This window comes from Shewanella sp. JNE2 (assembly GCF_023159115.1).
Taxonomy (GTDB): Bacteria; Pseudomonadota; Gammaproteobacteria; order Enterobacterales; family Shewanellaceae; genus Shewanella; species Shewanella putrefaciens.
Map to the genome: position 1 here is coordinate 581,791 of NZ_CP096169.1, position 20,601 is coordinate 602,391.

Annotated in this window: 16 protein-coding genes and 2 pseudogenes; 11 read left to right on the forward strand and 7 right to left on the reverse strand. The window is 43.8% G+C overall.

Features of this window, described 5'->3' with window-relative positions:
* Nucleotides 1–42: 42 nt before the first annotated feature.
* Entirely contained in the window at nucleotides 43–2,193 is a 2,151-nt protein-coding gene (locus MZ182_RS02690; protein WP_014609787.1) for a TonB-dependent siderophore receptor, read from the reverse strand.
* Between the two features lie 95 nt (nucleotides 2,194–2,288).
* On the opposite strand from MZ182_RS02690, the gene MZ182_RS21410 reads away from it, so the two are divergent.
* Complete coding sequence (locus MZ182_RS21410; RefSeq protein WP_411028071.1) at nucleotides 2,289–2,399, forward strand: DUF1569 domain-containing protein; 111 nt, start codon at nucleotides 2,289–2,291, stop codon at nucleotides 2,397–2,399.
* Between the two features lie 356 nt (nucleotides 2,400–2,755).
* Nucleotides 2,756–3,334, forward strand: a complete 579-nt coding sequence (locus MZ182_RS02695) for a porin family protein (protein WP_011790808.1) — start codon at nucleotides 2,756–2,758, stop codon at nucleotides 3,332–3,334.
* Nucleotides 3,335–3,641: 307 nt separating this feature from the next.
* Here MZ182_RS02695 and MZ182_RS21415 read toward each other — a convergent pair.
* A pseudogene (locus MZ182_RS21415) lies at nucleotides 3,642–3,752 on the reverse strand (IS30 family transposase); the annotation flags it as partial.
* Between the two features lie 169 nt (nucleotides 3,753–3,921).
* Here MZ182_RS21415 and MZ182_RS02700 point away from each other — a divergent pair.
* Complete coding sequence (locus MZ182_RS02700; protein ID WP_248069441.1) at nucleotides 3,922–4,797, forward strand: toxin-antitoxin system YwqK family antitoxin; 876 nt, start codon at nucleotides 3,922–3,924, stop codon at nucleotides 4,795–4,797.
* A gap of 532 nt (nucleotides 4,798–5,329) precedes the next feature.
* The gene (locus MZ182_RS02705; RefSeq protein WP_264302694.1) at nucleotides 5,330–5,983 is read left to right on the forward strand and encodes an EAL domain-containing protein; all 654 of its coding nucleotides are present in this window, start codon (nucleotides 5,330–5,332) and stop codon (nucleotides 5,981–5,983) included.
* 530 nt (nucleotides 5,984–6,513) lie between these two features.
* On the opposite strand, the pseudogene MZ182_RS02710 reads toward MZ182_RS02705, so the two are convergent.
* A pseudogene (locus MZ182_RS02710) lies at nucleotides 6,514–6,617 on the reverse strand (transposase); the annotation flags it as partial.
* A 347-nt stretch (nucleotides 6,618–6,964) separates the two neighbouring features.
* Nucleotides 6,965–8,068 carry a phosphoribosylaminoimidazolesuccinocarboxamide synthase gene (locus MZ182_RS02715; RefSeq protein WP_011918610.1) on the reverse strand — a complete coding sequence of 368 codons (1,104 nt, stop codon included), beginning with the start codon at nucleotides 8,066–8,068 and terminating at the stop codon, nucleotides 6,965–6,967.
* 520 nt (nucleotides 8,069–8,588) lie between these two features.
* Here MZ182_RS02715 and MZ182_RS02720 point away from each other — a divergent pair.
* The 4 genes from MZ182_RS02720 to nrfD all read left to right on the forward strand — a co-directional run bounded on the left by MZ182_RS02720 (nucleotide 8,589) and on the right by nrfD (nucleotide 13,397).
* Nucleotides 8,589–9,206, forward strand: a complete 618-nt coding sequence (locus MZ182_RS02720) for a pentapeptide repeat-containing protein (protein ID WP_011790802.1) — start codon at nucleotides 8,589–8,591, stop codon at nucleotides 9,204–9,206.
* A gap of 379 nt (nucleotides 9,207–9,585) precedes the next feature.
* On the forward strand, nucleotides 9,586–11,868 hold the full coding sequence (phsA, locus tag MZ182_RS02725) for a thiosulfate reductase PhsA (RefSeq protein ID WP_061783462.1): 2,283 nt from the start codon (nucleotides 9,586–9,588) through the stop codon (nucleotides 11,866–11,868).
* Nucleotides 11,869–11,880: 12 nt separating this feature from the next.
* A complete protein-coding gene (locus MZ182_RS02730; protein ID WP_011790801.1) occupies nucleotides 11,881–12,447 on the forward strand; it encodes a 4Fe-4S dicluster domain-containing protein in 567 nt (188 codons plus the stop codon).
* A 2-nt stretch (nucleotides 12,448–12,449) separates the two neighbouring features.
* The gene (gene nrfD, locus MZ182_RS02735) at nucleotides 12,450–13,397 is read left to right on the forward strand and encodes an NrfD/PsrC family molybdoenzyme membrane anchor subunit (RefSeq protein ID WP_014609796.1); all 948 of its coding nucleotides are present in this window, start codon (nucleotides 12,450–12,452) and stop codon (nucleotides 13,395–13,397) included.
* Between the two features lie 105 nt (nucleotides 13,398–13,502).
* On the opposite strand, the gene MZ182_RS02740 is transcribed toward nrfD, so the two are convergent.
* Nucleotides 13,503–14,246 carry a sulfite exporter TauE/SafE family protein gene (locus MZ182_RS02740; RefSeq protein ID WP_011790799.1) on the reverse strand — a complete coding sequence of 248 codons (744 nt, stop codon included), beginning with the start codon at nucleotides 14,244–14,246 and terminating at the stop codon, nucleotides 13,503–13,505.
* Between the two features lie 142 nt (nucleotides 14,247–14,388).
* A complete protein-coding gene (gene metJ, locus MZ182_RS02745) occupies nucleotides 14,389–14,703 on the reverse strand; it encodes a met regulon transcriptional regulator MetJ (protein ID WP_011790798.1) in 315 nt (104 codons plus the stop codon).
* Nucleotides 14,704–14,915: 212 nt separating this feature from the next.
* Here metJ and metB point away from each other — a divergent pair, with 212 nt between their 5' ends.
* Nucleotides 14,916–16,079, forward strand: coding sequence for a cystathionine gamma-synthase (gene metB, locus MZ182_RS02750; protein WP_248069443.1), 1,164 nt, complete (start codon nucleotides 14,916–14,918; stop codon nucleotides 16,077–16,079).
* An 11-nt stretch (nucleotides 16,080–16,090) separates the two neighbouring features.
* Nucleotides 16,091–18,484 (forward strand): bifunctional aspartate kinase/homoserine dehydrogenase II, encoded by a 2,394-nt coding sequence (locus MZ182_RS02755; protein WP_248069445.1) that lies wholly within the window; start codon nucleotides 16,091–16,093, stop codon nucleotides 18,482–18,484.
* A 215-nt stretch (nucleotides 18,485–18,699) separates the two neighbouring features.
* Here the strand turns inward: MZ182_RS02755 and MZ182_RS02760 are convergent, their stop codons facing one another.
* Complete coding sequence (locus tag MZ182_RS02760; RefSeq protein WP_248069453.1) at nucleotides 18,700–19,281, reverse strand: hypothetical protein; 582 nt, start codon at nucleotides 19,279–19,281, stop codon at nucleotides 18,700–18,702.
* Nucleotides 19,282–19,654: 373 nt separating this feature from the next.
* Here MZ182_RS02760 and metF point away from each other — a divergent pair, with 373 nt between their 5' ends.
* Nucleotides 19,655–20,542, forward strand: a complete 888-nt coding sequence (metF, locus tag MZ182_RS02765) for a methylenetetrahydrofolate reductase (protein ID WP_011790795.1) — start codon at nucleotides 19,655–19,657, stop codon at nucleotides 20,540–20,542.
* Nucleotides 20,543–20,601 lie beyond the last annotated feature (59 nt).

Here is a 20,601-nt window from a genome sequence, read left to right on the forward strand (position 1 = left end):
CTTGGGCTGCTTGATATGAGCAGCCCACTTTGATGACATGTATTACAGCTTCCAGCTTAAGGTTGCGCTGTAGTTGGCTGGTGCGCCGTAAAACCCTTGCGCCCAGTACAAACTGTTAATGTATTTCTCATCGGTCACGTTATTGGCATTGAAGGTGAGGCTGATGTTTTCGCTAAAGGCATAGCGCGCCATCAGGTCGACGATGGCATAAGCGTCTTGACGGGTGATAATGGTGTCTCCCGCATTAGCAAAACCTGCACCGACCGTGCCTTGCTCGCGAGAAATATCATCCTGCCAGCGCATATTGACCCCCAAGCTTAAGCCCTCTAGTTGGGCAACATCGTAGGTTGCCGCTAATTTGAATAGCTTGCTTGGGGTGTAGTTGGCCACTAACTCATCGCCTTTAATATTGAAGTCAGTAAATCCAACACTCACTTGCAAACCATCATAGATTTCGCCTGCAATATCTATTTCATAGCCATCACTGCTGATACCGTCAGCCGCAATATATTTTTGCTGGTTAGGCGGTAAGTTAATGGTGGCAGGATCTAACTTCGCGAGGTTGACCTGATCGATTTGGAAATAAGCTAAGCTGGCAATCAACTTACCCTCAAATAGCTCGCTTTTGAGGCCGATTTCTTTGCTTTCACCCGTCACTGGATCGAGTGGTTGCTCATTGATATCGACTTCGGTTTGCGCCAAGAAGGTTTCGGTATAGCTGGCATAGGCGACCAATTCTGGCATAAAGCGGTAAACGGCGCCGATATAGGGAATAAACTCCTCGGCTTCGGCGTCACGAGACTTACCATAGGATTCACCTTTGGTATCCCAACGGTTAAAACGGCCCCCAGCGATAAGGTGCATATCCTCAAACAGATTAAAGCGTCCGGTAAAGTAGACGGCTTTTTGAGTCGATTCGGTATCGCTCCCCGATGGTCTGTCAACAAAGGTGGGGTACGGGGTATTACCATCCCAAGTGTTGAGATCGGGCATTTTCGGAAAACCATTGCCCGTGGTGTCATCGTAGAGGGAGTGTTCTTGTTTATCGGCGGTGGAATAGTTAGCACCAAACACTAACTGATGATCACGGCCAAACAGACTAAAATCACCTTTTACATAAATATCAGCAAGATCGGTGGTTTCTTTCGCATCATAGGCGCTGCCGTAACCCGTTAACCCTAAGCCAGTGGTTTTATCAGGTGTACCGAAAACATAAAAGAGTTCAGTGTCTTCATCGGCGGATTTATGGGAATAAGTCGCCCGTAAGTGCCAATCATCATTAAAGTAATGACTCAGTTCAACTACGGTATTGTTTTTCTCTACCACCCAAGCCGACCAATTGGCCGATGTGCTGGTGGAGCGGTCGTAGTTTGTGGCGCTGCCATCGGTAAAATACAGTGGCAATGCGCCCCACAGGCCGCCGTTGGCGTCGTTATTGATATAACTGTGGCTGATGGAAAAGCTGGTGCTATCGGATAAATTGGCCTCAATAAAGGCATAGAGCACGGTTTTGTCTTGCTCATAACGGTCAAGGTACGAGTCTTGAGTTTGTTTTACCGCCACGGCGCGGGCGGCAATATTCTCACTCAGCTTGGTGGAGCCGTCGAGTTCGAGGCGGGTGTTATTAAAGCTGCCATAACTGCCATTGATATTCAGTTGAGTGTCGGCCGTTGGGCGTTTACGGATAAAGTTAATGGTCGCCGAAGGATTACCCACGCCCGTCATCAAACCGTTAGCACCACGGATCACTTCGATACGATCATAAATCGCGGTATCTTCATCGGCATGATTACTACCCGAGCTTAAGGGTAAACCAATGCCATCCACTTGGAAGTTGGTAATATCGAAACCACGGGCGGTGTAATAGGTACGGTCGGTTTCAATTCGCTCAACATTCACACCCGTTGCCGAGTCGAGGGCGGTATTAATGTTAGTGAGTTGGAAATCACTCATCTGGGCATTGGTGATCACCGATACCGATTGGGGAATATCGCTTATTGCTAAATCAAGGCGAGAGGCTCCGCTGGCAGTGCTGGCATTGTAGCCAGCGATATAACTGCCTTTCACTTCAATTTTTTCAATATTATCAGTGGTTTTATTGTTGGTGGCACTGTCATCCGCATGGCTTAGGCCCGCGGTGCCTAGCGCCAGCAACATGGCTGAATAGAGTAGGGATAAGCGTGGTGAGTTCATCAATAGGCCCAATGGTGTGAAGAATCAAATGCAAAAGTGGGCACAATATAGCGCAATAGCACTTTAGTGTTAATGATAGTTATTGTTATTTACATTTGTTAACTGTTGCGCAAAGCAGCACATTTACTCCGCATTTTGCCTATGGTGTACTGGAGCATCAAAACTATCTGGTCGCCCATGTGATGGATATCCGCCAGCATTTATAGCAAATTCAGGCTATTTGATCCCGTTATCCCGATAAGACATCGCTGTATTTTACATTGGCGCGGCACTATATAAGATAAGCTCATATTTTATGGAATGGCTTATGAAATAGTTACAAATGCATCGGAAATAAATACATTAAAATAGAATGAGTGTGAATTTTGTCATCATTACATAAGCATCTTGAACACTTTTAAAAAGCTGTATTATTTAGAATTAATTATATTAAATATGGCATAGCATTGATAATCAAGGTAAGTTTTGATTTATTTAAGTTGTCCAATGCTACTTATTAAAAGCTGGCATCAAATTTGTAATGTACTTTAGTGTATTTAAATTAATTAACTAGGAGTACTTTATGAAAAATAACATTATTACTTTGGCAGCCATTATTTCCTTAGTGTCTTTTAGTACATATTCTCATGCCAATAGTTCTAACAACATCGATGTTGCACAAAATGGCATCTATGTAGGCGCTAACTATGGGTATTTAAAGGTCGATGGAGCCGACGATTTTGATGATAACAGCGATGTTTTTCAAGGTCTTGTTGGTTATCGTTTCAACCAGTACTTAGCCCTTGAAGGTGGATACATTAACTTTGGCAAGTATGGCAACAACTTAGCTAAGGCCGAAACGGATGGTTATACTGCAGGCCTTAAAGTCATGTTTCCAATTGTAGACAGAGTCGAGTTGTACGCTAAAGCTGGGCAGCTATGGTATTCCACCGATTATAAAGTCGTAGGCTTTTCTGGAAATAAAGATGATGAAGGTGTATTTGCGGGTGCAGGTGTCGCATTTAAAGTCACAGACCGATTTTTAATTAATGCTGAGTACACTTGGTATGATGCAGAGATTAATGCAGATAATGTAGCTAATGGTGCAAATACAGAAACGGACTTTAAACAAGCAAGTTTAGGTGTTGAATATCGATTCTAGATATTTTTAATTCCTTAAAATTAAAGTACTAATCATCGAGGTGTAACACGCTAAGTGTTATACCTTTTTTACTTTAATATTATCTTGATGGTAGATGTTATTAGATTTAATAAGAAATGTTGAGAGCTATTTACAAACAACAATATAATGCACTTTCCATTTTTGCCTACAATCTGTTATGACGAAAATTGCTTGAACGAGTACCATTAGAAATGATGGGACGATATAGGGGACAAAAATCAAACTAATTCATTAAAAAAGGCGTTTTTAAACATGCAAACCCCCACCGATTTTAGGCATGGGAGGATTGCCTATCGTCACTAGGACGATGACAATCAGTACATTTATATCGAAAGCTTTGTTCTAAAAGAACAGAAATCTGGTATCGTCTTACTATGGTCAAATACAGATAATTCATGGTGATAGTCTCTTATATCTATGGTTAACATAAGTATGCTTTTGAGTAAACTATGGTTGAAAATAGAACTGATAGATTGAGATTGGCACTCTTGGGCGTTAATCTTGCTTCGATTAGAGTATCGCACTTCGGAGTTGAATTTGGGTTATCTTAATTATGGTATAGCAAAATGAGTAAAAAAATATTTACAGGAAAAGTAACAGGTCATTATAAAAATGGTCAACTAAGGATTGAGGAAAATTATGAAGATGGAAAGTTAGATGGTATTCGTAATAGTTATTATGAAAACGGTCAGCTAGAAAAAGAAGAGAATTATAAAGATGGAGTGTTAGATGGTATTTGTAATAGTTATTATAAAGACGGTCAGTTAGAAAAAGAGGGAACTTATAGAAAAGGCAATAGAGAAGGCATTTATAAGCATTATTGGTCTAATGGAAAACTAATGGAGGAAAAGTTTTATGTAAATGGGAAAGAAGAGGGTATTTGTAAAAGCTATTATAGAAACGGTCAGTTAGAGTCAGAATTGACTTATGAAAATGGGACTTTAGAAGGTGTTTGGAAATATTATAATGAAAATGGTCAAGTAACAGTGCAAATTTTTAAAAATGGGAAAGAAGACGGTTTTTATCGAACTTATCATTGTAATGGTGAACTAGAGAATGAAGCGTTGTATATAAATGGAAAATTAGAAGGTGTTTGGAGGTGTTATAATGAAAATGGTAGATTAACAGTGGAAAAAACCTATGTTAATGGTGTTAGAAATGGTCTGTTTAAATATTATAATGAATACGGTAAATTAGAGGCGGAAGGCGTTTATAAAAATGATCAATTAGATGGTCTTTATAAAGCCTATGATGAGGAAGGAATATTGCAAGCTGAGGAATATTATAAAAATGGAGAGCGAGAGGGGCTTTTTAAGAGTTATTATAAAAATGGTATAATAGAAGTAGAAGGAACTTATGAAAATGGTAAGAAAGAAGGTATTTGGAAAAGCTATAATGAAGATGGCCATTTAATTCAAGAAACGACTTATAATAATGATTAGTTAGATGGAATCTTTAAAAAAATTGCAGCAATTGACAATTAGTGTTGGGAGAAATAGATCTTGTCCTCCATTTGTAGCGGGCTTAGAAAGCCATATCGACCTATTTAGCTAAGCAATGTCCATTCGAATAGTGCTTTCTAGTGCTTTTAGCGCGGAAGTCGCCTATGGCGGCTTGCCGTTACTCTACCCCATATCAAAAATGCATTATATTATTGTTTTACAATGGGTAGTAGGATTTATTGGCTCTCTGAATGATACATAATTTGATAATACGAAGAACTGCAACCATTGTTAATCTTAATTTTTTTTGAAACGATATTATCACCTTTTATTATCATTGAGTCATATTTTTGACACATTGGTCTCTTTGGCAATATTTCTTGCTAGTTATTTGTTGGTAGTTTAATAATTTACTACAAATATAGAAATATTATGGAGAGAATTGATGTTTAGGTTGCTGAAAGATACTCTTTGCAAACGTTGTGTTTTTTTTTGGATTAAATTGTGAAAAAAAGGTTGTGAGCACTATTATATTTTTCAGCATATTATTGATAGATATGGAAAGTTATATGCGGTAGAAATATTATCAAGGCCCCATTATAACCCGAGTAACAATATTGAAGAGTATTTTGATACCATGAGTGTTGATAAGGATAAAAGGTTAATAAAACATCAACTTCTTAATCTGACTAAAAACTGGAGAATACTTAATCTTAGTGGCTATAAATACTTTTTAAATATAGACCGTTATTTACTTGTTGACCCTAAAGTAGTTGATATACTAACTATTGCAAATAAAGAACTAAAGATGAAGGGAGTAAAGCTTGTTTACGAAGTTACAGAAAGGCAGTATGAAACAGATGTAAATATAAAAAATGTATTCTACAAAATGTTGGTTGACGATATTGATTTTGCGGCAGATGATTATTCTTTTGAAAAGAAAACACACATTTTTGTAGATGACTATCAATATATAAAAATCGATATGGATATTGTTTATAAAAGTATAAAGAATGATATCAATGGGTTTACTGATCACTTATATAGATTAAAGTATAATAATGCCAAGCTTATCGCAGAAAAGGTCCAATCAAAGCAGGATTTTTTGACTGTTTATTATTTGCCATTTGACTATTTTCAGGGTTTTTATTTTGATACACATAACGAGTTAAATAAAGATATATAGATTTTTAATTAATTTTTAGATAGGAGTTGTGTTTTTATGAAAGGAGAGGAGCTTGCCGTGATCTGGATGTTAATTGCTTTTCAACTGTTTTTGAGCTTTCCCATTAAAACATATAAACATGATTCTTATTAAACCTTAGTTTACAATGAAGTTGTTAATGACAGATATGAGTTGAAATATGTGGGGTTAATAGTAGAATAATTATTGACGGAATTGAAATCATAATATAAAAGATGAGCATGTTTTAAATAGTATTATAGGAGTGAAGCACTTTAGTGGTTTTTTTAGGTTTAAATACAGGTATATAATTATATTTTCTTTCAAAAATTAAGATCTAGAAAATTACTGCATTAAAAATAGATACTTTAATACTAAACTATTAATTTACAGAATAACATTTTAAAATGTAGCCAGCTTACTCTCAGTAAAGAACTCGCCTTTTTAGAAGGCGGCTTTGACTTTTCCCTGGAAGGAGCTATTCCAAGAGCCTACATCGTCTGCCACGATAATTTAGCCTCGTGTTCCAGATCTTATTTACCTTGATGGCGCACATATCGTCTAATGATTTCTTCATTAACCCCTGCTATATCGACAAAATAACCTCTGTCCCAAAACTATTACCCCATGGCTTTTTAAGACAAAGATAGGGCAGGCTGCACTCTTTTGAGATTAACAGCTAACAATTTAACGAGCCACCCATTGTTAAATTTGCAAAGTGTATGCTTGTAAAAAGGCATGCAGATTACTGGGGAGTTGGTTGAATTAAGCATTGGCATGTAAGTGACCGTTGACGGCATGGATGCCGTCGTCGAGCCCTCATGGATGAGTTTATGGCGTGTCACTGGAATGACAGTGCTTAATCATCAGCGATGTATTGGTTTAGTTTATGAATAACTTAAAGAAAAAGGCGCCTAAGCGCCTTTTTTACTATTCAGCTATGGGTAAACCACCCAAAACCTCAGATTTGCTTACAACTCTCTACTAGAGAATCAGATCATACTCTTCCCGTAGGATCTTAATGATATCTGCCTTTGGATTCGCTGGAAGCGGAATCGCCGCGCCAGTCACTTTCTCGGCAACGCCGGTGTAAGTGCGTGACACTTGCATCATGGCCTCAAGTGGGAGGTCATTGTCGCGGGCGAGGGCTTCACGCTCTGGCATTCTGTCTTTGTTGAGCAGCACATCAGGATCAGGGAAATGATTTAGCAGGAATTGGCGGAAACCCTCTTTGGAGTTTTCCAAAATCTTGCCATCGCGGTAGGCGGCGCCGTCCCAAATACGTGATGAGTCTGGGGTGCCGACTTCATCCATATAAATCAGCTTTGAGTTGCCATCTTTGTCGGTCACATAGCCAAACTCGAACTTGGTATCGACAAACACTTGGTCAATGTCGGCCAGTGCTTTTGAAATAACCTTAAAGCCATCTTTTAATAGTTTTTCGTACAGGTCGATATCTTCTAATTTTTCAAAACCAAAGGCTTGGTAATTAGCTTCGATATCGCTGCGGCTGATGTTAACGTCATCTTGGGCTGGCACGCCTGGGATGCCGGTTAAAATGCCCTTAGTTGAAGGGGTGATCAGTAAGTCAGGCAGCTTTTGATCTTTCTCTAAGCCTTCTGGCAGTGTGATGCCACAGAATACACGCTCGCCCTTAGAGTAGGCGCGCCACATGGAGCCTGTGATGTACTGGCGGCAAATGGCTTCGACTTTAATGGGACGGGCTTTTTGGACTATCCATACGAAGGGATGCGGGATATCCAAAATATGGCTGTCGGCTAGGCCGTTTTCGGCGAACAGCTTAAACCAATGATTAGAAATGGCATTTAATGCAGCGCCTTTACCTGGGATGCCTTTTAAACCGCCTTCACCGTGGAAGATACAGTCAAAGGCGGAGATACGGTCGCTTATCACCATGATGGCGAGCGGGGTATCTTCGGGGACGTTATAACCTTTGGTTTTGATTAAACGGCGGCTGTCGGCGTCGGTTAGCCAGTAAACGCTACGTACCTTGCCGCTGTGGACTGGGCTGTCGGTACGGATGGGTAAATCGTTGTTCACGGCTAATACGGAATCAGCAAGACTCATGACGAGTATTCCTTTGGATTAAGAGTGTAGGGATAAGGTTTTTATAGGTGTCGGTTTGCACTAGGGCCATGCTTCGAGCGAGCGCCTTGTTTAGTACAATCTTTTTATTATTTACCAAAGGCTTACCATTTAATTGGAGAAGTCCATTGGTGGGATTTGATGTTAAATCTTGAACAGCAAAAATGTTGTTTTCGGGCGGTGTTTGAATTGTGTTTGTTGGAGATAAGGCAAGGGATGGAACGAACGCAGGGCAAGGTTGGCACCACAGTGAAAGTGGTCTGCTAAAGCGGGCTGGGCCCGTGTCATTTTGCTCGAAAATGCTAACCATTAATCCGAGAGAACCTTGTTCTAGACTGCCGCGAAAAAGTGCCGACATTCTACCGTTTTTGACAAAATTTACCATGGCTATTTGTGCGACGCAGTGGACAAAATCCTAAGGTTTATTGATGATGGCGCAATTGGCCGTTGAACAATGTCTGTGGAATTATGGCATTGGAATCATTTTATAAAGGGGTAGGTGATGGCATTTAAGATTGGCCAAAGGGCGGCACCACAGGGTAGCCATTTTTTATCTGAGCAGTTTAGTGGCTTATCCGAGAATGTGCAGGAGTGGCAGGAGGTTGAATTTGAGGATTGCGAGTTTTTGGATTGCCATTTTAGCGAGAGTACCTTCCGTAAATGTAAGTTTATCGAGTGCCGCTTTGTGCGCTGTAACTTGAGTTTAGTCAAAGTGCCCCAATGCCAGTTCAATGCCGTTGTATTTGAAGAATGTAAGCTCGTCGGTATAGATTGGACCCGCGCTGCATGGCCACGTTTATCCTTTGCTGCGCCATTTTCCTTTAAACAATGCATCCTCAACGATAGTTCTTTTCTTGGTTTATCCCTCGACGAAATAGTGATTGAGGAGTGTAAAGCCCACGATGTGGATTTTCGAGAAGGCAGCTTCAATCGAGCCAATTTCACCTACACGGATTTTAGCCATAGCCTGTTTGGCCGCACCCAATTAGCTGATGCGGATTTCTCTGAAGCGACAAATTACGATATTGATATTTTTAATAATAAAATCAAAGGGGCTAAATTTAGTTGTGATGAGGCGATTCGTTTGCTCAATTGTCTCGATATCGAACTTGTCGATTAAAATGCGGTTTAATCAGTATTAACTAATTATTTTTAAAGTATTTTCATAAATTTTTATGTTTATCGAAGATGATTTTTTTATAAAAAAACATCATCTTTTTCCTCTAAAAGTCCTCAGCAAGTCTATTGATCTTATTCACGATTTTTTAGATTGATTTTAGCTTTTAGTTGCCTTAGATCACACCGCTCTCCCCTATGTGGTTTACCACAATATCCGCTTACCTCTTTAGGGTTAACAATTGCCTTGGATTAGAAGAAGTGCATTAAACGAACTTTAATGCGCTGATAACGATAAAAGCAAAACAAAATCAGTGAGCACACTTTAACTCGATATGGCCAAAAGGCATTAAACGGGTTGGATGAGCGTGATGGAGGTAACCATGATAGAGCTTAATAGGCGAACCTTTTTAAAGGGTGCTGGGGCGAGCGGTGCAACCTGTGCCTTAGCCAGTCTGCTGCCGGGCAGCTTAGCGGCATTAGAGAATAAACAGCTAAAGGGCATGGGCAAGGATATTGCCAGTATTTGTGAAATGTGCTCAACCCGTTGCCCTATTTCTGCGCGGGTGATTGAGGGCAAAAATGTCTTCATTAGCGGCAATAAAGCGGCTAAATCCTTTGGTGGTAAAGTCTGTGCCCGTGGTGGTGCAGGTCACAGCTTGCTGTACGATCCACAACGTATTGTTAAACCACTTAAACGTGTTGGTGAGCGTGGCGAAGGCAAATGGGCTGAGATCAGCTGGGACGAAGCCTATAAACTGATTGCGGATAATCTGAATAAAATTAAAAAGGAACATGGTCCTGAAGCCGTAGCATTCTCGTCAAAATCTGGATCACTCGAACAGCATTTGTTCCATTTAGCCACGGCTTATGGCAGTCCAAATACCTTTACCCACGCATCAACTTGCCCCGGTGGTTATGAAATTGCCGCCAAAGCCATCTTTGGGACTAAGTTAAAACGTGATTTAGGCAATTCAAAATACATTATCAACTTCGGCCATAACCTGTACGAAGGCATTAACATGTCCGAAACCCGCGGCATGATGGCAGCACAGATGGATAAAGGCGCCAAGTTGGTGGTGTTCGAGCCAAGATTCTCGATTGTGGCCGACAAGGCCGATGAATGGTATGCCATTCGCCCCGGCACCGATGTCGCGGTCGCCTTAGCGTTATGCCATGTATTAATTGAAGATAATCTATACGATAAAGCTTTTGTTGAGCGTTATGTTGAAGGCTTCGAAGCCTTTGCCGACGAAGTGAAAGCCTATACCCCTGAATGGGCAGAAACGGTTTCCGATGTGCCCGCCAAGGACATTCGCCGTATCGCCCATGAATATGCCGCTAAAGCCCCCCATGCTGTAGTCGATTTTGGTCATAGAGCGACATTCACTACGGAAGAGTTTGATATGCGCCGCGCCCTTTATGCTGCCAACGTCTTGATTGGTAACATTGAGCGTAAGGGGGGGATTTATATCGGCCAAAAGCCGGGTGATTACAACAAGCTCGCCGGTGAAGCGGTTGCGCCAGTGTTGGCCAAACCCGGCATAAAAGATATGCCAAAACCAGCCGCAAAACGCATTGACCAAGTGGAAGAACAATACGCCATGATGTGGTCATCGGGGGGGATTTACCAAACCATTCTCGATGCGACCTTAAGTGCAGTGCCATATCAGTTACACGGCTGGGTGATGTCCCGCACTAACCCAATGCAAACCATGACAGACAGAGCGCGCGTTGTTGAAGCCATGAAAAAGCTCGACTTTATCGCCGTGTGTGATGTGTATATCAGTGAAACTGCGGCCTATGCTGATGTGATTTTACCTGAATCAACCTACCTTGAGCGCGATGAAGAAATTGCCGATAGGTCGGGGAAAAATCCTGCTTACTATGTGCGTCAACGAGTGGTTGAAACACTCGGTGATACAAGACCCTCTTGGCAAATCTTTAAAGACATTGGCAATGAACTGGGCCTCGGTGAGTTTTATCCATGGGACAACATTGAAACCCTGCAATTAATGCAAGTGAACCGCGATACCGCGCTGTTACGCCGAATTAAGGATGAAGGTTTTGTCAGCTTTGGTAAGCCTATTATGTTGCGCGAACCTAAGATGGTTGCCGAGTTTATTAAGGCATACCCCAATGCGCGACCCGCCGATGAAGACGGCACTTACGCCAGTGCACTGACCTTTAAAACCCCAAGCGGCAAAATTGAACTCACCTCCGCTAAAGTTGAAGCGATGGCTCCGGGGCGTGGAGTGATTAAGTTCCGCGAAGTGGCTCTGAAAAAACCAGACGAGCTCTACTTTATCCAAGGCAAAGTGGCTGTACACACCAATGGCGCCACCCACAATATTCCTATGTTGGCGAACCTGATGCCTGATAACGCTATCTGGGTTCACCCAGTGACAGCGGGCAAGTTAGGGATCAGTAATGGCGATCCAATTCGTCTCACCAGTAGCGTAGGTACCGAAGAAGGTCATGCCTTAGTCACACCAGGTATTCGCCCAGATACTGTATTTGCTTATATGGGTTTCGGCTCTAAAAACAAAGAGTTGGTCAGAGCAACGGGCAAAGGTATCCACTGCGGAAACTTACTTCCCCACGTGACAGCACCTGTGTGCGGCATGAATGTGCACACTACGGGTGTCACGCTGGCAAAGCGCTAATCGGAGGCTTAAATGAATAAACGATATGTAATGGTGCACGACGAGAATAAGTGCATCGGCTGCCAAGCTTGTAACGTGGCGTGTCGCAGTGAAAATGGTGTACCTGAAGGTGTTACCCGCCTACAGGTACGTGTCGAAGGCCCCTATGGTGAAATGCCCAATCTGCATTTCAAATACCACAGGGTATCCTGCCAACAGTGTGAAGATGCACCCTGCGTTAAGGTGTGCCCAACGGGGGCTGCCTATGTGGGTGAAGACGGCATTGTTTCTATTCATGCAGATAAGTGTGTGGGTTGTATGTACTGTGTGGCGGCGTGCCCCTACAAAGTACGTTTTATGAACCCAGAAACTAAAGTCGCGGATAAGTGCAACTTCTGTAAAGACACGCGTTTAGCGCGGGGTGAAGAGCCTGCTTGTGTGACTGTGTGTCCAACCGATGCGCTTGTGTTTGGTGATGCCAATGATCCTAAGAGTGAAGTGGCCATCATGCTCAATACCAAAATCACTTACCAAGATAAAACCCATTTGGGCACTAAGCCTAGGGTGTATCGCGTTCCTACCAAAAGAGGGGGGATTTGATTATGAACAATACTTGGGGCGATATGACGCAATATGATCCAGTGACTTGGCACTGGGTTATCGCCGTCTACCTATTTATGGCGGGGTTATCCGCGGGCAGTTTACTGATTGGTATCGGTCTACGTTGGGCGAATAAGGAGCTTAACGCTGGAGTTGAAAGCAGTATTCTTAAGGCGGCGGCCATTATTGGGCCTGTAGCGATCAGTTTAGGTTTGGCGTGCTTAGTGTTTGATTTAACCAAGCCATTCCATTTCTGGTTAATCTTGATTAACTACAACTTCCAGTCAGTGATGGCTATTGGGGTGTTGGCGCTGCTGGCTTATTCACCCTTGGCATTTGCCTACGCGATTCTCGTATTGCGTGACGATTTGCCAAAGTGGGGCTTAGGTTTCTTAGTGCCTATTGCTAAGTTACTTATGCCCTTTAGAAAGGTGATTGAAGTATTGCTGTTTGTCCTCGCTATTGGCGTAGGGGCTTACACTGGCTTCTTAATTTCGGCCATGAATGCCTATCCTATGCTCAATACTGCGGTACTGCCTGCACTGTTTTTAGTGTCAGGCTTATCGGCGGGCGCTGCGGCTAACGCGGTACTGGCGTTGCTGATGTTTAAGACAGACAGTCACGATAAAACGCTTGTCAAAATGCACGGTTTAGAATTGCCTGTGATGGCGATTGAAGTCATGTTCCTGTTTATGTTGTTCTGCGCCTTGTACTTTAAAGGTGGTGCTGCGGCTGCAGCACTGGCTTCATTGACAACAGGTGTTTGGGCAAGCGTATTCTGGATTGGCGTAGTGGGTATCGGCTTTGGTATTCCATTGCTGTTTATGCTGCTACCCGCTGCGACTCGCCATACTAAGGGCGCAATGATCATGGTTGCCTGTGCTAGCTTAACGGGCGTGCTCGCACTGAGACACTTTATTGTGTACGCAGGACAAAGCTACTTAAGCTGAGTGTAGATAGGCTTTACATATTGAGAGATAAAGAAAAAGCACTGGCAATGTCAGTGCTTTTTATTGTTTGAATCTTGAGAAGGTTTGCCTGTACAAGCAGGGCACTTATTGGGGTAATAGCTCGATAACCGACTTTACCGTTAACACTAACGCGCTGATGGCACAGAGGGCTAATGTCGCCATTTTTGTTTTATGTTTATCGATGCGTCCCACGAGTTTACCTGCGACTAAATAACCCAAAATGACTGAGGGTAATAGCATTAAGGAGAGCCATAGGTGTTTGATCTCTAGCAAGCCTGTTACAGCTAAAATACACAGCGCAATCATAGAGCTAAAAATAAAGAAGGCCGATAAAGCTGCGCGAAACTGCGAGGCATCTTTGCCTGCCAATAAAATCGCCATTGGCGGGCCACCAATTGCGGCAATATTGCCGAAAATCCCTGAAACCACACCCGCACTGAAGAGGGTTGCTTTATTAACGGGGAGACTGAATTTATATAGGCTGAGAATAACCGCGATTGTCACAATGGCGGCGATGGATAAACCGAGTATGGGTTGAGGCGCAAACAGCAACAGGCTGGCACCGATAAAACCGCCGGGTACGCGACCGATAAGAGCATATTGCAAGCCATTGAATTCTAAATGACCGCGCTCACGCACTAAGGTAAGTAGCGCGATAGAGAATCCCATCGCAATAACGGGTGCAGGGACAAGCTGCGGATCGACGATATACAACAAGGGGCTAGCAACAACCGCAAGCCCAAATCCAATCAGGCTTTGGGTTAAGGCGCCCATAAACACGATTAGCGAGGCTAAGGCAAGTGTCTGGGGATCTATCATAGAAAACATAGGGTTCCTACATACCCCAAAATCTCAAGATAAACTCATCGCTTGAGATTATGTAGGCATAAACAAAAAGGGACCGTTAACGATCCCTATTGATGAGCAATGTGATCTTGAAAATAACAGCAATCTTGGAAGCGACGAGTCGCTATTCCATGTCTTCCCACTCGATCCCCATTTCGTCCATCAACAACTTGGCTTCGGCGGGAATACTATCTGGGTTGTCTTTTGACAGATCGTCATCGTTAGGCAATGGCTGGCCAGTGTAGGCGTGCAAAAATGCCTCACACAACAGCTCGCTGTTGGTGGCGTGACGTAAATTATTGACCTGACGACGAGTACGTTCGTCCGTAAGGATCTTAAGCACTTTGAGCGGAATGGACACAGTAATTTTCTTTACTTGCTCATTCTTCTTGCCATGTTCAGCATAGGGGCTGATATATTCCCCATTCCATTCAGTCATTGACTCACCTGTTATAACGCTAAATTCGGGGCAGATTTTAAACCCTTACAAACAACAGTCAAATTATTGCTACTATTTCTTAGGGATTGCAAACAGATTTCTTTATGTTTAGACGTCTAAACGTCTTAACGCCTATTGACGATGTGGTTGGGCTTAGGTACATTTAGACGTCCAGACATCTCTATCAGTCTACCGAATTTAGGAGTCCACCCATGGCAGAGCGTCAATTAGCCACACTGGCAGTGCGTCAGGGTATCGAAAGCGATACTCAATATGGTGCCGTTGTGCCACCGATTTATTTGTCGACTAATTACGCCTTCGATGGTCATAACAATCCCCGCGAATTCGATTACAGTCGTTCAGGCAACCCAACGCGCTGCATTTTAGGCGAAGCATTAGCCCAATTAGAAAAGGGGGCGACTGCTATAGTGACATGCACTGGCATGGCGGCCATCACCTTAGTGACCACCTTACTCGGCCCAGATGATCTCTTGGTTGTGCCCCACGATTGTTACGGCGGTTCCTACCGTTTATTTACCAACTTGGCGAAGAAAGGCCAGTTTAAGCTGATTGTGGTGGACCAAACTGACAGTCAAGCGTTAGCCGCAGCCATAGCGCAGAATCCTAAGATGGTGTGGCTCGAAACCCCATCGAACCCGTTATTGCGTGTGGTGGATATCGAAGCCATTGCTAAGGCGAGCCATGATGTCGGCGCGCTGGTGGTGGTCGATAACACCTTTTTATCGCCGATATTGCAACAACCCCTATTGTTAGGTGCGGATATCGTTATCCATTCCACCACTAAATATATCAATGGTCACAGCGATGTGGTCGGCGGCGCTGTGGTCGCCAAAGATGCACAAATCGGCGAAAGCTTACATTGGTGGTCGAACACTCTAGGCTTAACGGGGTCAGCCTTCGACAGTTATCTGACCCTGCGCGGCCTACGTACTCTAGCGGTACGCATTCGCGAACATCAAGCCAATGCCCAGCGCATTGTTGAGGTATTAACCCAAAGCCCTGTGGTGAGCAAAGTCTATTACCCTGGTCTTGCGGATCACCCTGGTCACGCCATTGCGGCCAAGCAGCAAAAAGGCTTTGGCGCTATGCTGAGCTTTGAGCTCAAAGGCGGCGAGACCGAAGTGGTGGCCTTTTTAGGTGCATTAAGTTTATTTAGCGTGGCAGAAAGTTTAGGTGGCGTCGAAAGTTTAGTGGCCGTGCCCGCCACTATGACCCACAGAGCCATGGAGCCGCAGGCGCGCTTCGAGGCTGGTATTAAAGACACCCTATTGCGTCTATCGGTGGGTATTGAAGATGCCGCCGATTTAGTTGCAGATATTCAAGCAGGATTAGCCGCCGCTGCGGCTTGTCAGTAGAGGAATAATAGATGGCACGTTGTCACTTACATAAATTTGGTGGCTCCAGTTTAGCGGATGCCGATTGTTATCGTCGAGTCGCCCATATCCTGTTAACCCACGGTCATAGTGATGATCTTGTGGTGGTCTCTGCAGCGGGTAAGAGCACGAATTTTCTGTATAAATTATTAGCGCTGCGTGATGCGGCTCAGCTATGGCAAGAAGAATTACAAGTGCTGATCAGCTACCAACAGGGGTTGATTGAGCAGTTGTTGTCGAATGAACAAGCCCGCGATCTGCGTGAGCGTTTGGCGACTGATAAAGCGCAACTTATCAGCTTATTATCCTTAGACGTTCGCAACGATTACCAAATCAACCATGTGGTGAGCTTTGGCGAACGTTGGTCGGCACGCTTAATGGCGGCGCTGCTGCGCGAATCTGGTGTGGCGGCAAGCCATGTGGATGCCTGTTCAATTTTAGTGGCCGATGAAGCCGCTGTGCCGCAAATTCGGGTACAGGAATCCCGCGCTAAAGTACAAGCCCTATTAGCCGCGCATCCCAATGAACGCTTAGTGATCACAGGTTTTATCTGCGCTAACGAGCGTGGCGATACCTTATTACTTGGTCGTAATGGTTCAGATTTTAGCGCCAGCCTGATTGCTAGTCTTGCCGATATCGAGCGCGTGACCATTTGGACCGATGTGGAAGGGGTGTTCAACGCCGATCCTAATAAAATCAACGATGCTAAGTTACTAAAAAGTATGTCACTTGCCGAAGCCGATCGCCTAGCGCGTTTAGGCTCGCCAGTATTGCATTCGCGCACTTTGCAGCCGTTATTCAATACCGAAGTGAGCTTAGCGGTGCGTTCAAGTTATGCGTCCCACACTGACTTTACCTTAATCGCGCCCCACAGTTCGTCGGCGAGTGCGCCTGTGGTGACTAATCTCAATGCCGTTGTCTTGTTCGGCTTTAAACTCACAGGGGAGTTAACTCGTTTATTAGATTTATTGATTGCCGCGGGTTTCACGCCATTGGCCCATTGGACCTCTGCCCATCAAAGGGTTGAACTTGCTTATACCGCTGAGAATCAAAAACAAGTTCAAAGATTACTCGATGCCGAGGCAGAAGCATTCGGGATCAGCGATCAGCAGATCAACACAGATTTTGGTTTAGTCGCATTAGTGAGTGCGGACGCCGAACATTATCGCCGCAGCTTCGCACGTTTACTGAGCCGTGATGCTAAACCTTTGTTCAGTGGCGATTTAAGCCTAGTGACGCTAGTGCCACAGTCACAGGTGAATCTGTTAACCCAAAAAGTCCACCGCCGCTGTGCTGGCCCGCGTAAACGCATTGGCGTCTTACTGCTCGGTGTGGGCAATATCGGTGAGGCTTGGGTCAATCTGTTCAAGTCGGTTTCGCCATCACTGGACCATGAACTTGAGGCTAAGGTTGAGTTAGTGGGATTAGTTAGCTCCAGTAAGGCGTTGATCAAATCCGCTGGCATTAACTTAGCCAATTGGCAGACCGAATTCGAGGCAGATGCTACGCCTTGGCAATATGAGCATTTATTTGAGCAGTTAGAGCAAGTTAACTGCGATGAGCTGGTGGCCTTAGATATCAGTGCCAGCGCCAGTTTGACGCTGCAATATCCAGAACTGTTCGAGCGCGGTATCCATGTGGTGAGCGCGAACAAACTCGCGGGCTCGGGTCCACTACCTTTTTACCGTGAGTTAAAGCAGCAACTAGGTAATCGTCGCTTATTTTGGCGCTACAATGCTAGTTGCGGCGCCGGCTTGCCTATCCAGCATGCGCTGAATGATCTGCGTAACAGCGGTGATAGCGTTGAGGCCGTGGGGGGGATTTTCTCCGGCACCCTGTGTTGGTTATTTGAGAAATACGATACCAGCAAGCCATTTTCAGAATTAGTGATTGAAGCCAGAGGCTTAGGTATTACTGAACCCGATCCCCGCGACGATCTATCCGGCCGTGATATGCAGCGTAAGTTGCTTATTTTAGCTCGTGAAATTGGCCTTGAAATAGAGCTTGAAGATATTGAGCTGCGTTCATTAGTGCCCGCACATTTAGCGGATATTCCCTTAGAGCAGTTTCTTGCTCGCATTGCCGAGTTAGATGCCGATTTGCTGCAACAATATGGTGCGGCGGCTGAGCAAAATAAGGTGCTCAGATACGTGGCATCCTTAGACAACAGCGGCCCAGAGCTTAAGGCTGAAGTGGGCTTGCAGTGGATTGATACCGATCATCCCTATGCCAATTTAACCCCGGGGGATAACGTGTTTGTGATCCGCAGCGCCTTCTATCAAGGTAATCCGCTGATCATCCGTGGACCGGGCGCAGGCCGCGAAGTGACAGCGGCAGCAGTGCAGTCAGACTTGACCCAGATTTGTCGCGATCTATTGCAGGAATAGATTTAAATTCAAAAGCTTAAAGGACTCATTCGAGTCCTTTTTTTGCTTGTGGCATATGGGATGATACTTTAAGTTGGTTCATTGTCGATTAGAGAAGATTGTTTTTAGGGCTACTCATCCTTTATGGCAGCCTACAAACACTGCTGGACGTTGGTTTGATTGAAATAGCTTAAGCATTATCTACTCAGCTTTGCTACCTCTAATTGTTTAATATGCTAGGCTAACTCTATTCGCCATCTTCGTGTCGGGCTTACAATACTAATATTGCTAAGTGGGTCATTCATTTTCTCTTCAATAGATCTCATTCCAACATTACTGCCAGAAAAAAAGTCATCTACATCTGTATCGTTTTGGATAAAACCGAGTACTACTGGTTCTTTTATCCCTATGTTCTGTAATTTCGTCATATCAGATAAGCAAGCTTTTATCCCAAATTTATCGCCGAGTTTTCTATACTTAATCTCAATCCCCTTTAGGATCGGCAAATCATACAAGTGTATATCACTACCCTTGTGAACTCGTGTGGGATGATCAAAATATCGTTCAACATCTATACAAGCTATATCAATTTTATTGAAATATTCTGTGTGAACAACGGATATATTGTATTTTGCATGAGGGTGTCCTGTGCCGGAAATTTCTATTAGATGAGGTAATTTCCTTTTAATTTCTGAATACAGCATCGATTGGATATCTGACTCGAATAAGTAGCTATAAGGTGCAGCTTGGAAGCTATCAAATAACTCCAATATTGATATCTCAACAACTTCACGTATCTCATCATTTGATATGTTCATGCGGATTCCTAGATCTTTTCTAAGCAGGAATAAAACGGTTGATTAAAATTAGCGAGGAAGGAGAACAATGACAACTGTTACCGCCTCGTTATCAATCATCATTAATTAGTATAACTTATTAATTTTTTTTTTTAAAAGTTTACCTTGTAGATCTCCTATGGGAAATATTGCAAAACAATTTTTGAAAGGGTTAATACTCTAGAACGCAATGGGGTAGAAATTGGCCTGAATGGATTTTTTGGCTTGACTTGCATCTCAGTTTCTCTAGTATATGGACATGTAGACGTCCAAACGTCCATTTGATTTGAACCACTGAACTATAGAGTCGTGCCATGGGCGGTTAGTCGTGCCAAGGGCGGTTGAGGAAATACACATGGCTTTTCATCACGCACAACATTCACATTCGCTAAACCAGAGCTTGTCTGAGCTTAATGGCGATATTAATGTTTCTTTTGAGTTTTTTCCGCCATCGACCCCCGAAATGGAACAGATCCTGTGGAATTCTATCCGTCGTTTAGAGCCACTGAATCCTAAGTTTGTGTCTGTGACTTATGGTGCTAACTCTGGCGTACGTGACCGTACCCATGGCGTGATTGAGCGTATCCAACAGGAAACGGATCTTGTTGCCGCGCCGCACTTAACCTTAGTGGATGCCAGCGATGAAGAATTATTAGAACTGGCGAAACATTATTGGAAATCGGGCATCCGTGACATAGTGGCACTGCGTGGTGACTTACCCGCAGGCAGCCCAAAGCCAACCCGTTTTGCGGCCGATTTAGTGCGTTTGCTGCGCTCTGTGGCTGACTTTGATATTTCCGTTGCGGCCTATCCAGAAGTGCACCCCGATGCGAGCAATGCACAGGCGGATTTGATCAACCTTAAGCGTAAGATTGATGCGGGTGCCAGCCGTGCCATTACCCAATTTTTCTTCGATGTGGAATCTTACCTGCGTTTTCGTGATCGCTGCGTTGCCGCTGGTATCGATGTTGAAATCGTGCCAGGCATCTTACCTGTGACTAACTTTACCCAGCTAAAACGTTTCGCGGGCATGACCAATGTGTCGTTACCTAATTGGTTACATAAGCAATTTGATGGCCTAGAAAACGATGCGGGTACACGCCAATTGGTGGGGGCAAACGTGGCAATCGATATGGTAAAAGTATTGTCCCGTGAAGGCGTGAAGGATTTCCATTTCTACACCTTAAATCGCGCCGAATTGACCTACGCGATTTGCCACACTTTAGGCGTGCGCCCTAAATAACACCTTATAAAATGAGCTAATAAAAACGCCGCAGAGAATGCGGCGTTTTGTTTTTTCTG